The sequence below is a fragment of the Rhodococcus sp. IEGM 1330 genome, from assembly GCF_033142445.1.
Classification (GTDB): Bacteria; Actinomycetota; Actinomycetes; order Mycobacteriales; family Mycobacteriaceae; genus Rhodococcoides.
The window spans coordinates 160,901-174,645 of record NZ_JAWLSB010000001.1; the positions used below are offsets into that span (position 1 = coordinate 160,901).

The following is a 13,745-nucleotide window of genomic DNA, read 5'->3' on the forward strand; positions in this document are numbered from 1 at the left end:
GTGTCCCTTGCTACGTCGGTCATCAGCGATGCGCCGCGTATCGGTGCGCGCCTCAAGGAGGCTCGGCAGAAGAAGCGACTGACTCTCGACGCACTCGCCGACACCTGTGGAGTGACCAAGGGATATCTGTCCAAGCTCGAACGCGACCAGGTCAACGCGTCGGTGGCGTCCCTGGTTCGAGTCTGCGCCGCCTTGGAGCTTCCGGTCGGCTCGCTGTTCGACGACGCCCCGTCCGGTGAGGTGGTCCGGGCGCAGTCGTTGCCGCGCATCATGTTCGGCGGGGAAGCGATGACCGAGTACCTGCTGACACCGGTGGGGGAGCGTCGGGTGCAGGTGCTGCTGGGCCATATCGACGCCGGTGGCGGCAGCGGAGCCGAGGCGTACACCCTTCCGCTCGACGTGACCTTCGTGCACGTGATCGCGGGCGAATTGCGGGTGACCTTCGAGGCCGAAGTGGACGGTACGTTCGCGGGCGACGAGGTGCTGCTCGGTCCGGGAGATGCGTTCACCTTCTCGCCGCGTCGCAGGCACAGTTTTCGAGCCGAAGGCAGCGATGGTGCTCAGGTCCTGTGGGTGTTGGCACCCGCGCTACCCGAGGAGTTGCCGATGAGGAAACAGGAGTTGCAAGCATGACCGTCACCGTGTCGCTGTTCCAAGGGCCGGAACTTGCCGGCGATGTCGATGCGAACCTCGCCGCACTCGACGACGCAGCGAGGCGCGCGGCATCGGCAGGCGCGTCGATCCTGGTGACCCCGGAAATGTCGGTCAGCGGATACGACATCGGTGATCTGGTGCTCCAGCGAGCCGAACCGTTCGACGGTCCGATCTTCGAGAAGGTGTCGACGATCGCTCGATCTCACTGCGTCGCAATCGTCTACGGATATCCCGAGCGCAGTGGTGAATCCGTGTTCAATGCGGTGCAGGTGGTCGATGCACACGGTCGCTCGCTGGCGCGTTATCGCAAGACCCATCTGTTCGGTGAACTCGATCGAACGCACTTCACACCGGGGCCGGAACTGTTGGTGCAGTTCGGCTTCGGCGGACTGCGCTGCGGTCTGCTCACCTGCTACGACGTCGAATTTCCCGAGGCCGTTCGCGCTCACGCCGACGCCGGAACCCAGTGGTTGATCGTTCCGACGGGTCTGATGACTCCGTTCGAGATCATCGCAACCCATGTCGTGCCGACGAGGGCATACGAGAGTCAACTGTTCATCACCTACGTCAACCGCTGTGGCACCGAGGCGAGCCTGACGTACTGCGGACTGACCTGTGCCGTCGCGCCGGGAGGCGCCGACCTCGCGCGTGCGGGCGTGCACGAACAGTTGCTGACGGTGGATCTGGATTCGGCCGAACTCGCTCGATCACGCGCGGTCAACACCCACCTGGCCGATCGCCGTACCGACCTCTACCCGACAGGACCCTCGCGGGCCGAGCAGGAGACCGACCGATGACCACACCCGTCACCCCGGACAGCGCAATCGAATCCGAGGACGACCAGCCGCTCACGATGTTCGGTCCGGATTTCCCGTTCGCCTACGACGACTACCTGGCGCACCCGGCCGGCCTCGGCAGCGTTCCCGACGCTGCCCTCGGTACCAAGGTCGCGGTGATCGGGGGCGGGCTCGCCGGCATGGTCGTTGCCCATGAACTGCTCGAGCTCGGCCTGGAACCCGTTGTGTACGAATCGGATCGAATCGGCGGCCGGATGCGGTCGGTGCCGTTCGAGGGGCACCCCGGCGTGGTGGCCGAGATGGGTGCGATGCGGTTTCCGCCGTCGTCGACTGCACTGTTCCACTACCTCGACGCAGTCGGGCTCGAGACCACTCCGTTTCCTAACCCGTTGGCCGAGGTGACCCCCAGCACGGTGATCGACCTCAAGGGTGAGAGCCACTACGCACGCAAGCTCGACGATCTCCCGCCGATCTTCGCCGAGGTTGCCGACGCGTGGAACAGGACGCTCGAGGAACACGCCGAGTTGATTCCGCTGCAGCGCGCGATCCGCAGGCGGGACGTGGCAGAGATCAAACGAATCTGGAACGAGCTGATCGTGAAGTTCGACGATCAGACCTTCTACGGGTTTCTCGCCGCATCCGAGCACTTCTCGTCGTTTCGGATGCGAGAGTTGTTCGGCCAGGTCGGTTTCGGAACGGGCGGTTGGGACACCGACTATCCCAATTCCATTCTCGAGATCCTTCGCGTCGTCATCACAGCAGCGGACGATCACCATCGCGGAATCGTCGGTGGCTCACAGCAACTGCCGATGCGGCTGTGGACTCGATCGCCCGAGAACATGGCGCACTGGCCCGCGGGCACATCGGTGGCCTCGCTCAACGGCGGCACCACCATGTCTCGGGTCGCCGAGATCAGACGCACCGATGGCGGCACCACGATCCACGACGACCGCGGCAACATCCGCACGTACGCAGCCGCCGTCGTGACCGCCCAGAGCTGGATGCTGCTCAGCAACATCAGATGTGACGACGATCTGTTCCCCATCGACCACTGGACCGCCATCGAACGCACGCACTACATGGGCTCGACCAAGGTGTTCGCACTGGTCGACCGACCGTTCTGGAAGGACAAGGATCCGGTCACCGGCCGCGATCTGGTCAGCATGACACTGACCGACCGGATGAGCCGTGGCACGTACCTACTCGACCAGGGTGAGGGCCGTCCGGGACTGATCTGCCTGTCCTACACGTGGTCCGACGACTCACTCAAGCTACTGGCCCTCGACCCCACCGAACGCATGAACATCATGCTGCGATCACTGGAGGAGATCTATCCCGGCGTCGATTTCCGCAGCCACATCATCTCCACACCGGTGACGCTGTCCTGGGAAACCGAACGCGATTTCATGGGTGCCTTCAAAGCCAACCTGCCGGGTCACTACCGCTACCAGGAAAGGCTGTTCACCCACTTCGTCCAGCACCAGCTCGACCCCAGGCACCGGGGGATCTTTCTCGCCGGCGACGACATCTCGTGGACCGCAGGATGGGCCGAGGGTGCCATCCACACCGCACTGAATGCGGTGTGGGGCGTCGTGCATCACTTGGGCGGTTCGTCGGCAGAAGGCAACCCGGGACCGGGCGATGTGTTCGAGTCGATTGCTCCGCTTCGGTTGGGCGACTGACCTTTCGGAGGCAACGACCTGGGTGTGCGCTCGTCGAACACGAACAGTGCCAGAGCGATGGTCAGCATCACGGCTACGACCCAGATTGCCCGCAGCCCGAACAGCTCGACCGCGACTGCGCCGAGCAGCGCCCCGCCGAAGAATCCCGAGATCACCGCGCCGAACCGTCGGGCGCGGGTTCCGGCCTCGAGATCGTGTTCCACCACCCGATGAAATGCAGCCATCGCCATGCTGCGGAGATTCCCGGTCGTCATGGTGGTGTTGAACGGCGAATCCACCAGTACGCGAAAGGTGGTCACCTGAACGCCGGCAACGTGAGCGAGGACCACCGAGACCACCGCATCGGGCACGGTCGCCGGAAGAAATCCGACGACGAGGACCACCAGGATCTCGAACACCAGCACCGCCCGCACCGGTCGTCGCACGATCTTCGCGACCGCGGGCAGAGCAATGAATTCTGCGGTCGCGACACCCAGGACGAAGGCCGCCAACGGCGGCAGAAAAGCCAGCGCCTCGACCCACCGGCCACCGGCGACATCGGCGCCGAGCAGCACCACGTTGCCGGTCTGCGCACCGGCGAACACGCCGCCACGGGTGATGTAGGTGTACGCGTCGAGGAATCCACCGACTGCCGCCAGCAGAACTCCGAGCCGAACCGATTTCGCAGTTGCGACGGCGATGTGCGGTTCGGGTCGAGGCGTGGTCATCGGGAAATCCTGACACGATTGCCGATATTCACGTTGTCGCGGCAAGCAGTGAGAGCAACAGTTCGGCTCGCACCCGCGCCGACGACAGATCCACCGCGAGCAATTCCTCGCACCGCGTGATCCTGTTTCGCAGCGTGTGACGATGAACGGACAGGTGTGCCGCAGCGGTTTCCCAATGCCCGTTTGCCTCGAGGAAAGCGCGAAGTGATCCCACCAGATCGGCGGAATGGGTGCGGTCGTACTCGGCCAGTACTGCGATGGTCACAGCAGCCATGGCACGCAACGACTCCTGTACCGGTTCGGAGGCCAACAGCATGGATCCGGTGAATTCCACGATCCGATCGCTCGAGCCGGCTGAGGCACACGCGAGGGAAGCCTGCTTCGAAGCTACGAGGGTCTCGGTGATGTGGTGGCTGGAACTGAGGCCGACGCACACCGACCTCGGCAGTGAATCGAGCAGTCGGGCAACGAGATCGGAGTCGTCGGTACCGCGCAGCAATACCGCGACACCGATGTCGGTCTTCCGTGCGAACGTGGGCCGCACCCGGGCCCGGCACTCGGCATCGATCGCCTCGACGATGCGCTCGGACGGTCCGCGGACCATCGCAACCCTGACGCGAGAGTCGTCGTCGGCGGCGTCGACGAGATAGCTCGGTAACGCAGTGCCGTCGGTGGAGGGCAGATGGCCGTCCAACAACAACCCGAGTGCGAGCGTGTTGAGTCGGGACTGCTCGGCGCGCAGACGCGTGGGCTTCTCGAGTTCGAGTGTCACCAGCGAGACCGCGTGCCCCAGCAGGATCTGCTCGACGCCCGTCACCGGGCCTGCGGTGCGAATGGCGAGAAAGCTCGACTCCCCGCCGGAGATCGCGACGGAGTGCAGAGTCACGGTGCACCCCGGTTCGCTGACCGACACCGTGGCCGGTGACGACGACGGGTGAATGCTGCGGGCGACGTCGCGGGCGCGTTCGACGAGATCGGATGCGGCGGCGGGATGAAAGGATTCGGTGCGATTGCCGATCAGCGCCACGGACGTGGATGTGGCGACGGCCAGTTCGCGAACGATCGCGTCGACGCCGCCGTGCAGCGCTGCCCGAGTGATGCGGGTCTGGACCGACGCGGCGCGCAGAACCTGCTCGTATTCCTGCTCGGCTATGCGCTTCATGACCGCTCTGATCACGGCGGCGAACGGGATGTCGTAGGGAACCTCCACGACGGGAAGCCCGACATCCTCGGCCGTGTCCAGAATGTGACGCGGAATTGTGCTGTGGGACAACCCGACTCCGAAGCCGAGGCAGGCGACACCCGCGGCCGCCAAGGTCCGGACGTAGGTGCCGAGAGCTGGGCCGTCGGCGTCGAAGCCGAGCCCGGTCGTGAGAATCAGTTCACCGCCGGACAGCCAGGGACTGGGATCGGTGAGTTCGGTCGCCTGCGCGAAGGTGATCGGCGCAGTGCTGCGCTCCGGTCCGCCGCGATGACTCAGGCGAAGGTGTTGCTGCCTCAGCAGCCAGGACATCTGCACGCTCACCGATGGAACTGTAGCGGCACGACTGCCGAAATGGAGTGCAATCTTCCGCTGAGGTGTACGAAATGGCGTCCGGACGTTTCGCTCGGAGAGTCGCATACTGGCACGACAAGCCCACACGAAAGGTGCGACCATGGCCTCGATCGAGTACCGACTTCCGCAGGAGCGCAAGATCGTCACCGCCTTCCCCGGTCCGAAGTCGTCGGAGTTGGCGGAGCGACGTAAGGCCGTTGTCGGTGCGGGTGTGGCATCGACGTTGCCGGTGTACGTGGCCGACGCGGACGGCGGCGTCGTCGTCGATGTCGACGGTAACTCTCTGATCGACCTCGGAGCCGGAATCGCGGTCACGACCGTCGGTGCCTCGAACCCGGCTGTGGTTGCCGCCGTGCAAGATCAGGTCGCGCACTTCACCCACACGTGTTTCATGATCGCGCCGTACGAGGGCTACATCGCGGTCGCCGAGAAATTGGCCGAGTTGACCCCGGGTGATCACGACAAGCGCACCGTTCTGTTCAACAGTGGTGCCGAGGCCGTCGAGAACGCGGTCAAGATCGCACGGCATGCCACCGGACGCTCCGCTGTCGTGGTGTTCGACCACGCGTACCACGGACGCACCAACCTGACGATGGCACTGACCTCGAAGTCGATGCCGTACAAGAGCGGCTTCGGGCCGTTCGCTCCCGAGGTCTACCGCGCTCCGATGTCGTATCCGTTCAGGGAGGGCCTGAACGCCGACGGTTCCGCGGTAACCGGCGCTCAGGCTGCGGCCCGGGCGATCTCCGTCATCGACAAGCAGGTCGGCGCAGGCAATCTCGCGGCCATCCTGATCGAGCCGATTCAGGGCGAGGGCGGCTTCATCGTGCCCGCAGAAGGATTTCTGCCGGCACTCGCGGACTGGGCCCGCGAGAACGGCGTCGTGTTCATCGCAGACGAGGTGCAGGCCGGGTTCACCCGTACCGGAGCGTGGTTCGCGAGCGAACACGAGGCCGTCGTGCCGGATCTGATCACCATGGCGAAGGGAATCGCAGGTGGCATGCCGCTTGCCGCGGTCACCGGCCGTGCCGATCTGATCGACGCCGTGCACCCCGGTGGACTCGGTGGCACCTACGGCGGCAACCCCGTCGCCTGCGCCGCGGCCCTGGCGTCCATCGAGCAGATGGAGACTCTCGACCTCAACGCGCGCGCCCGCGACATCGAACGCATCGTGTTCGAGCGACTGACTGCGTTGAGTACCGAGGTCGGCATCATCGGTGAGGTGCGTGGTCGCGGAGCCATGCTTGCGATCGAGCTCGTCGTGCCGGGTGGGCGTGAGCCCAACCCGGAGGCCACCAAAGCCGTTGCGGCGGCGGCACTCGCGGCCGGGGTGATAGTGCTGACGTGCGGCACCTACGGCAACGTCATCCGACTGCTTCCGCCACTGGTGATCTCCGACGAGCTGCTCGACGAGGCGCTCACCGTGCTCGAAGACGCGCTTCGTGCTGCGGCACAGGGGAACTGACATGTCGGCTGCCGACCTGATCTCCTCGCTGCCCACCGATCTCTGGCTCGGCGGCGTGCAGTCTCCCTCCGCGTCGGGCGCACGGTTCGCCGTTCTGAACCCGGCGACCGGCGAGGAGTTGACGACTGTCGCAAACGCCACCGCGGCCGACGGCATCACCGCGCTCGACCTTGCCGCCGAGGCTCAGCAGGGGTGGGCGGCGACGCCCGCTCGTGAGAGAGCCGAGATTCTGCGGCGCGCCTTCGACCTGCTGCAGGAGCGTGCTGCCGACTTCGCTCTGCTGATGACGCTCGAAATGGGAAAGTCGTTGGTGGAGAGCCACGGTGAGGTGAAGTACGGCAGCGAATTCCTACGCTGGTTCGGTGAGGAGGCCGTCCGAATCGGTGGCCGGTTCACCCCCGCCCCTGCGGGCAACGGCTCGATCCTGGTCACCAAGTCGCCGGTCGGCCCGGTCCTGGCAATCACTCCGTGGAACTTTCCGTTGGCCATGGGCACACGCAAGATCGGCCCGGCATTGGCGGCGGGCTGCACCGTCATCGTCAAACCGGCCGAGGACACCCCGCTGACGATGCTTCTGCTCGGACTAATATTCGCTGACGCCGGGTTGCCCCGTGGTGTGCTGTCGATACTCCCGGCCTCCGACGCCGCATCCGTCACCGGACCGTTGATGGACGATCCGAGGCTGCGGAAGATCACGTTCACCGGTTCGACCGGAGTCGGAAAACTGTTGGTGCGCAACGCTGCGGATCGACTACTGAGGACGTCGATGGAGCTCGGTGGCAACGCCCCGTTCATCGTGTTCGACGACGCGGACATCGACGCCGCTGTCGACGGAGCGATACTGGCCAAGATGCGCAACGGCGGCGAGGCGTGCACGGCAGCGAATCGTCTGTACGTTGCCAACTCGGTGCGCGAGGAATTCACCGCGAAGCTGACCGCGCGGATCGACGCGCTGACGGTCGGGCCGGGTGACCGAGACGGAACCGACATCGGGCCGCTCATCAACGACAAGCAGCGTCGAACGGTCATGGCACTGGTCGACGACGCCGTCGCGAAGGGAGCCCGGGTGCGCACCGGCGGAGCCGCGCCCGAGGGACCCGGCTTCTTCTACGCGCCGACGGTGCTCGACCGAATCCCGGCCGACGCGAATCTGTTGCAGGACGAGATATTCGGCCCGGTCGCGGCGATCGTCGGGTTCGACACCGAGGACGAAGCCGTCGCCGCAGCCAACGACACCCGGTACGGGTTGGTGGCGTACTTCTACACCGAGAGCCTCGACCGCGCCCTTCGCGTGTCGGCAGCACTGGACACCGGCATGGTCGGCGTCAATCGCGGTGCAATTTCCGACGCCGCAGCCCCGTTCGGTGGTGTGAAGGAATCGGGCTTCGGACGCGAAGGCGGCTCCGAGGGCATCGAGGAATACCTCGAGACCAAGTACATCGCTCTACGGTAATCCGTGCACGCGACGCTCCACTCCGCGCTCGGGTACGCGGGAATCGGTGACTTCGAGCCTGGAGTGGAGCGAGAGGGTGCAGGCCGACGATCAGCTGTGGGCTGCGGCGATTCGATCCTCGGCGAGGCGGTCTGCCGCTGCCCCGAGCAGGATGCCCTCGGCGCGGGCGATGGCGAAGATGCCGGCGACCGTGCTGCGGATCTTGCCGATCGTGGCCATCACCTCGGCCGAATCCTTGCCGCGCAGTTCGCCTTCCACCTGGATCAGGCCGCCGGCATTGGCGACGTAGTCGGGTACCCAGACGATGTTGCGCGCAGCCAGCATCGTCTCGACCTCGGGTGTGAGGAGTTGATTGTTCGCTGCGCCGCACACGATGGACGCCGACAACCGGGCCACCGACGAGGCGTCGAGAGTGGCACCCATGGCGCACGGTGCATAGACGTCGAGGTCGGCACCGATGATGTCGGATTCGACGGTGACACCGGGGAAGTCGGTGACGATGCGATCGAGGGCGGGGGCGTAGGAGTCGCTGACGATCACCTCGGCACCTGCATTGCGAAGCAGTGCGACGAGGTTGTAGCCCACTTTGCCTGCACCCTCGACGCCGACGCGCTTGCCGGTCAGATCGTCCGAGCCCCAGGTCGATTCGGCTGCGGCCAGGAGCGAGAGAAAGACTCCGAGCGCGGTCTGGGGGCCGCTGTCGCCGGTGCCGCCTGCGGTGGTGTTCTTGCCGACGACGTGCGCCGTCTCCTCGGCGATGATGTCGAGATCGTCGCTGTTGGTGCCCACATCGCCTGCCGTCACGTACGTTCCGCCGAGCGACTCGACGAACCGGCCGTACGCGCCCAGTAGCGTCGGGGTCTTGAGGGCGTTGGGGTTGCCGATGATCACTGCTTTTCCGCCGCCGAGGTCGACTCCCGCGACGGCTGCCTTGTACGTCATTCCACGGGAGAGTCGCAGTACGTCGGTCAACGCTTCCTGCTCGGAAACATAGGGATAGAAGCGAGTTCCGCCGAGTGCAGGACCGAGCGCTGTGGAGTGGACCGCGATGATCGCGCGCAGACCGGTGTCGGGATCCTGGCAGAACACGACGCGTTCGTGTGCAGAGTCGCGCGGCATGTCGGGACGATCGAAGACGCCCGTCGGCAGGTGGTCGGTCGGGGTGGGTACGGCGGCGGGACGGTCGGCAACGACGGACACAGTCGGTCTCTTTCGGTGATGAGGCGGCGGTACCGGAAGTCGGTGGTACCCGGGATTCTTGTCCCCGAAGAGTGTCGTGAACGTGCATGCTGGTCAACCGCCGTCGCCGAGAACGTGCATGTTGCACGGTGGCGCGTGGATCGACTCGGCGGAGCTGGTCTGGCTGCTCAGCGTCGGCCCTCCTCGGCGAGCTGTTCGAGCAACGGCTTGGTGCGGTACTGGATCAACTCGCTCATCGCGATGGACATGTTGGTGCGCTCGACTCCGGGGATATCGAGAATGAGGCCCGCGATGCGATACAGGTCGTCGGCGTCGACGGCCGCGATGCGGATGTGCATGTCTGCGGCTCCGGACAGTCCGAACACTTCGAGCACCTCCGGGATGGTGCGAAGGTGTTGGGTCACTGCGGCGAGCGTGTGTTGGTTGACCTGTGCGGTGACGAATGCCTGCAGTGGCCGCCCCAGAGATTTCGGTGGGATGCGGTGATCGATCGGCGTGAGCGATCCCTTGTCGTCCCATCGACCGAGGCGCGCCTGGACGGTATTGCGGGACAGGCCCAATGTGGTGGCGAGTTCGACGCCGGTGGCTCGTGGTTTGGCGCAGAGGGCGAGGAGGAGTCGGGCGTCGGTCTTGTCCAGATCGGTCATTGCGCACTTCCTGTAGCTCGTTGGTTACCCAATAGTGTGCACACTGCGCAGTTGTGAAGTCATCACTTGTGCAGGGTGGATGTCGGTGGTGTGCTTGTGAAAGACATCACACCACGACGGAGAGTGCCACGAACATGAACACCACCTCGCTGGTACAGCTGATAAAAGAATCTGGAACGGTGGTCCGCAACGAGACCTACTCGCCTCTCGTCGCCGATATCGACACGGCCGCGATGATGGAGATGTACCGCGATCTCGTGGTCGTCCGACGCATCGACACCGAGGCGACCGCACTCCAGCGACAGGGCGAACTGGGGTTGTGGGCACCGCTGCTCGGGCAGGAAGCAGCGCAGGTCGGTTCGGCTCGCGCGCTCGACACCGAAGACTTCGTGTTCGCCAGCTATCGCGAGCACGGCGTCGCCTACTGCCGGGGCGTCGACCCCACCCGGATGTTGCGGTTCTGGCGCGGATCGACCCTGTCCGGCTGGGACCCGTACGAATACCGCATGACGACGCCGGCGATCATCGTCGGATCGCAGGGCCTGCACGCAACCGGGTACGCGATCGGATTGCAACTCGAGGGAGCCGAGGGCGCGGCCATCACCTACTTCGGCGACGGCGCAACCAGCCAGGGCGATATTTCCGAGGCACTCGGTTTCGCCGCGAGTTTTCACGCACCTGTGGTGTTCTTCTGCCAGAACAATCAGTGGGCCATTTCCGAACCGGTGACGGTGCAGACGAAGGCGACGATCGCCGCCCGCGGTGAGGGATACGGAATACCGTCGGTCCGCGTCGACGGCAACGACGTTCTCGCCGTCCTGGCTGTGACCAGGGCCGCGCTCGCTCGCGCCCGCGAAGGTAGCGGCCCGACGCTCATCGAGGCCGTCACCTACCGCATGGGCCCGCACACCACCTCCGACGACCCGACGAGATACCGCTCGGGTGCCACCGACGACGAATGGCGCGCCAAGGATCCGATCGATCGAATCGAGAAGTTGCTCAGGCGAATCGGCGTGTTCGACGACGCATTCGCCGCCTCGGTGAAGCGCACTGCCGACGAGGTCGCAGCCGAGCTTCGCCGCGGCTGCCTCGAGACCGTCGAACCGGCCGCGATGTCGGTGTTCGACAACGTCTACGCCGACCCCCACCCCCTCCTGGACGAGGAGCGCGCCCAATTCGCCTCGTATCAGGCCGGATTCGAAGGAGTTTCGTCATGACCACCCTGGAACGGCCCACCGGTCTTCCGCTGGGCAAGGCGATCAACGCAGGCCTGCGGCGGGCGATGGAGAACGACCCGAAGGTTCTGCTGATGGGAGAGGACATCGGCAAGCTCGGCGGCGTCTTCCGCATCACCGACGGGCTGCAGAAGGACTTCGGCCCCGGCCGCGTGCTCGACATGCCGTTGGCTGAATCGGGCATCATCGGCACCGCCGTCGGGCTCGCGATGCGAGGCTTTCGGCCGGTGTGCGAGATCCAGTTCGACGGCTTCATCTACCCGGCGTTCGACCAGATCGTCTCGCAGGTGGCCAAGCTGCACTACCGCACCAGTGGCAACGTCAAAATTCCCATGACGATTCGGGTGCCCTACGGCGGAGGAATCGGTGCCGTCGAGCACCACTCCGAATCTCCCGAAGGCTATTTCGCGCAGACCGCAGGCCTTCGCGTCGTCACGTGCAGCAACGCTTCCGACGGCTACTCGATGATTCAGCAGGCCATCGCCAGCGACGATCCGGTGCTCTTCTTCGAGCCGAAGCGTCGGTACTGGGAGAAGAGCCCGATCGACCTCGACGCCGACGCGTCGTACCCGCTGCATCGGGCGCGAGTGGTCAGCGAGGGCACCGACGTCACCCTGATCGCGTACGGACCGCTCGTCGCCACCGCACGCAAGGCCGCCGAAGTCGCTGCCCACGAGGGAATGTCGATCGAGGTCATCGATCTTCGCTCGCTCTCGCCCATCGATTTCGAGACCATCGAGGCCTCGGTACGCAAGACCGGGCGTCTCGTCGTCACCCACGAGGCCCCGGTGTTCATGGGACTCGGTTCGGAGATCGCAGCTCGAATCTCCGAACGGTGCTTCTACAACCTCGAGGCACCGGTGTTGCGCGTCGGTGGCTTCGGCACCCCGTACCCGGCATCGAAACTCGAGAAATTCTTCCTTCCCGACGTCGATCGGATCCTCGACGCAGTCGACCGCTGCCGCTCGCACTGACCTCGCGCTCACCGAACGCCGATCTCGACACCGAACAGGATCCGACGATGCCCACCATCAAGAGCTTTCCGTTGCCCGACCTCGGGGAGGGCCTCACCGAGGCCGACCTGCTGACCTGGCTCGTCGCGGTCGGCGACACGATCGAGTTGAACCAGAACATCGCCGAGGTCGAAACGGCCAAGGCAGCCGTCGAACTTCCGTCGCCGTTCGCCGGTGTCGTTGCCGCGCTGCACGTCTCGGAGGGTGACACCGTCGAGGTCGGGGTGCCGATCATCGACATCAGGGTCGGTGGCGACGACGAAAGCGGTTCCGAGCCCGAGCCCGTCGCTCCCGATACCGACGGGGCAGCCCCGGCCGAGGATGGGGACGAACGCGTTCCGGTTCTCGTCGGCTACGGAGTGGCGAAGGAAGGCTCCAGTCGGCGCGGCGGCAGAGGTGCTGCACCGGTCACCCCGACGCCGAACGGGCAGAACGGGAAACCGCTGGCTGCGCCGCCGGTGCGAAAGATCGCCAAGGACAACGCCGTCGACCTCGCCGCCGTGCCCGCCAGCGGAGGCCGCGGTGACGTCACCCGGCAGGACATCGAGACCTATCTCGGGGGTGAAGATCCGGAAGGGGAGCGGGCACCGCTGCGGGTCGGACGCGAAGTGCGCACACCGATCATTGGAGTGCGCAAGCACACGGCGGATGCGATGGTGCGCAGTGCATTCACCGCTCCACACGTCACCGAGTTCGTGACCGTCGACGTCACCGAAACCCTGAACCTGCTCGAGTCCCTGCGTTCCTCGGCCCACTTCGCCGACGTGCGGCTGACCCCGCTGGCTCTGGTCGCCAAGGCGGTTCTCGTTGCGTTGAAATCGAATCCGTCGCTCAACTCCTCCTGGGACGAGACGACTCAGGAGATAGTCACCAAGCACTACGTCAACCTCGGTATCGCCGCCGCGACTCCGCGCGGCCTGATGGTGCCGAACATCAAGGACGCTCACGAACTCTCTCTCGTGGACATCGCGCGCGCGCTGTCGGATCTGACGCGGACGGCCAAGGAAGGCAAGAGCAGTCCGGCCGATCTCGCCGACGGCACGATCACCATCACCAACGTCGGAGTGTTCGGAGTCGACGCCGGTACACCGATCCTCAACCCCGGTGAGGCCGCCATCCTCTGTTTCGGCTCCATTCGCCGCATGCCGTGGGAACACGAGGGCGACATCGCACTGCGGTCGGTGACGACACTGTCGCTCTCGTTCGACCATCGCCTCGTCGACGGTCAGCAAGGATCGCAGTTCCTCGCGCTCGTCGGCCGGTTGTTGAGCACTCCGATGGATATGATCGCGCTGGGCTGACTTCCCAGCTCGTACCGGGAGAAGAAAAGGGGCGAG

The 13,745-nt window shown here is 65.3% G+C and carries 12 protein-coding genes; 8 read left to right on the forward strand and 4 right to left on the reverse strand.

All coding sequences use genetic code 11. The annotated features are described in order from the left end of the window. Genes R4P57_RS00765 through R4P57_RS00775 form a run of 3 tightly spaced genes read left to right on the forward strand, consistent with a single transcriptional unit; the run spans position 1 to position 3,133 of the window. The gene (locus R4P57_RS00765; protein ID WP_317801004.1) at positions 1-633 is read left to right on the forward strand and encodes an XRE family transcriptional regulator; all 633 of its coding nucleotides are present in this window, start codon (positions 1-3) and stop codon (positions 631-633) included. Beyond that, a complete protein-coding gene (locus R4P57_RS00770; protein WP_317801005.1) occupies positions 630-1,451 on the forward strand; it encodes a carbon-nitrogen hydrolase family protein in 822 nt (273 codons plus the stop codon). Before R4P57_RS00765 ends, R4P57_RS00770 begins: the two co-directional genes overlap by 4 nt. Further along, a complete protein-coding gene (locus R4P57_RS00775; RefSeq protein ID WP_317801006.1) occupies positions 1,448-3,133 on the forward strand; it encodes an NAD(P)/FAD-dependent oxidoreductase in 1,686 nt (561 codons plus the stop codon). The genes R4P57_RS00770 and R4P57_RS00775 overlap by 4 nt, the downstream gene beginning before the upstream one ends. Here R4P57_RS00775 and R4P57_RS00780 read toward each other — a convergent pair. Beyond that, a complete protein-coding gene (locus R4P57_RS00780; RefSeq protein WP_317801007.1) occupies positions 3,049-3,840 on the reverse strand; it encodes a YoaK family protein in 792 nt (263 codons plus the stop codon). The two genes, R4P57_RS00775 and R4P57_RS00780, sit on opposite strands and share 85 nt — an antisense overlap. Positions 3,841-3,868: 28 nt before the next feature. Further along, positions 3,869-5,365: a PucR family transcriptional regulator gene (locus R4P57_RS00785; RefSeq protein ID WP_317801008.1), complete on the reverse strand. Its 1,497-nt coding sequence runs from the start codon at positions 5,363-5,365 to the stop codon at positions 3,869-3,871. A 130-nt stretch (positions 5,366-5,495) separates the two neighbouring features. Between R4P57_RS00785 and gabT the strand changes: the two genes are divergently transcribed. Together gabT and R4P57_RS00795 are read left to right on the forward strand one after the other, a co-directional pair. After that, positions 5,496-6,860 (forward strand): 4-aminobutyrate--2-oxoglutarate transaminase, encoded by a 1,365-nt coding sequence (gene gabT / locus R4P57_RS00790; protein ID WP_317801009.1) that lies wholly within the window; start codon positions 5,496-5,498, stop codon positions 6,858-6,860. 1 nt (position 6,861) lies between these two features. Next, entirely contained in the window at positions 6,862-8,313 is a 1,452-nt protein-coding gene (locus R4P57_RS00795) for an NAD-dependent succinate-semialdehyde dehydrogenase (RefSeq protein ID WP_317801010.1), read from the forward strand. Positions 8,314-8,403: 90 nt separating this feature from the next. On the opposite strand, the gene R4P57_RS00800 is transcribed toward R4P57_RS00795, so the two are convergent. Continuing rightward, positions 8,404-9,432 (reverse strand): Glu/Leu/Phe/Val family dehydrogenase, encoded by a 1,029-nt coding sequence (locus R4P57_RS00800; protein WP_317801653.1) that lies wholly within the window; start codon positions 9,430-9,432, stop codon positions 8,404-8,406. A gap of 248 nt (positions 9,433-9,680) precedes the next feature. Beyond that, positions 9,681-10,160 carry an Lrp/AsnC family transcriptional regulator gene (locus tag R4P57_RS00805; RefSeq protein ID WP_094629362.1) on the reverse strand — a complete coding sequence of 160 codons (480 nt, stop codon included), beginning with the start codon at positions 10,158-10,160 and terminating at the stop codon, positions 9,681-9,683. A gap of 134 nt (positions 10,161-10,294) precedes the next feature. Between R4P57_RS00805 and pdhA the strand changes: the two genes are divergently transcribed. From pdhA to R4P57_RS00820, 3 genes are read left to right on the forward strand one after another with little or no spacing between them, the layout of a single operon-like run. Beyond that, the gene (gene pdhA / locus R4P57_RS00810; protein WP_317801012.1) at positions 10,295-11,377 is read left to right on the forward strand and encodes a pyruvate dehydrogenase (acetyl-transferring) E1 component subunit alpha; all 1,083 of its coding nucleotides are present in this window, start codon (positions 10,295-10,297) and stop codon (positions 11,375-11,377) included. Continuing rightward, positions 11,374-12,369, forward strand: a complete 996-nt coding sequence (locus R4P57_RS00815) for an alpha-ketoacid dehydrogenase subunit beta (protein ID WP_317801013.1) — start codon at positions 11,374-11,376, stop codon at positions 12,367-12,369. Before pdhA ends, R4P57_RS00815 begins: the two co-directional genes overlap by 4 nt. Before the next feature lie 47 nt (positions 12,370-12,416). Beyond that, positions 12,417-13,709 (forward strand): dihydrolipoamide acetyltransferase family protein, encoded by a 1,293-nt coding sequence (locus R4P57_RS00820; RefSeq protein ID WP_317801014.1) that lies wholly within the window; start codon positions 12,417-12,419, stop codon positions 13,707-13,709. Positions 13,710-13,745: the final 36 nt, after the last annotated feature.

Excerpts from the sequence above, each read along its gene's own strand:
- R4P57_RS00770 (WP_317801005.1), top strand. The coding sequence starts at position 630 with ATGACCGTCACCGTGTCGCTGTTCCAAGGGCCGGAACTTGCCGGCGAT.
- R4P57_RS00775 (WP_317801006.1), top strand. The coding sequence starts at position 1,448 with ATGACCACACCCGTCACCCCGGACAGCGCAATCGAATCCGAGGACGAC.
- R4P57_RS00780 (WP_317801007.1), bottom strand. The coding sequence starts at position 3,840 with ATGACCACGCCTCGACCCGAACCGCACATCGCCGTCGCAACTGCGAAA.
- gabT (WP_317801009.1), top strand. The coding sequence starts at position 5,496 with ATGGCCTCGATCGAGTACCGACTTCCGCAGGAGCGCAAGATCGTCACC.
- R4P57_RS00795 (WP_317801010.1), top strand. The coding sequence starts at position 6,862 with ATGTCGGCTGCCGACCTGATCTCCTCGCTGCCCACCGATCTCTGGCTC.
- R4P57_RS00800 (WP_317801653.1), bottom strand. The coding sequence starts at position 9,432 with ATGCCGCGCGACTCTGCACACGAACGCGTCGTGTTCTGCCAGGATCCC.
- R4P57_RS00805 (WP_094629362.1), bottom strand. The coding sequence starts at position 10,160 with ATGACCGATCTGGACAAGACCGACGCCCGACTCCTCCTCGCCCTCTGC.
- pdhA (WP_317801012.1), top strand. The coding sequence starts at position 10,295 with ATGAACACCACCTCGCTGGTACAGCTGATAAAAGAATCTGGAACGGTG.
- R4P57_RS00815 (WP_317801013.1), top strand. The coding sequence starts at position 11,374 with ATGACCACCCTGGAACGGCCCACCGGTCTTCCGCTGGGCAAGGCGATC.
- R4P57_RS00820 (WP_317801014.1), top strand. The coding sequence starts at position 12,417 with ATGCCCACCATCAAGAGCTTTCCGTTGCCCGACCTCGGGGAGGGCCTC.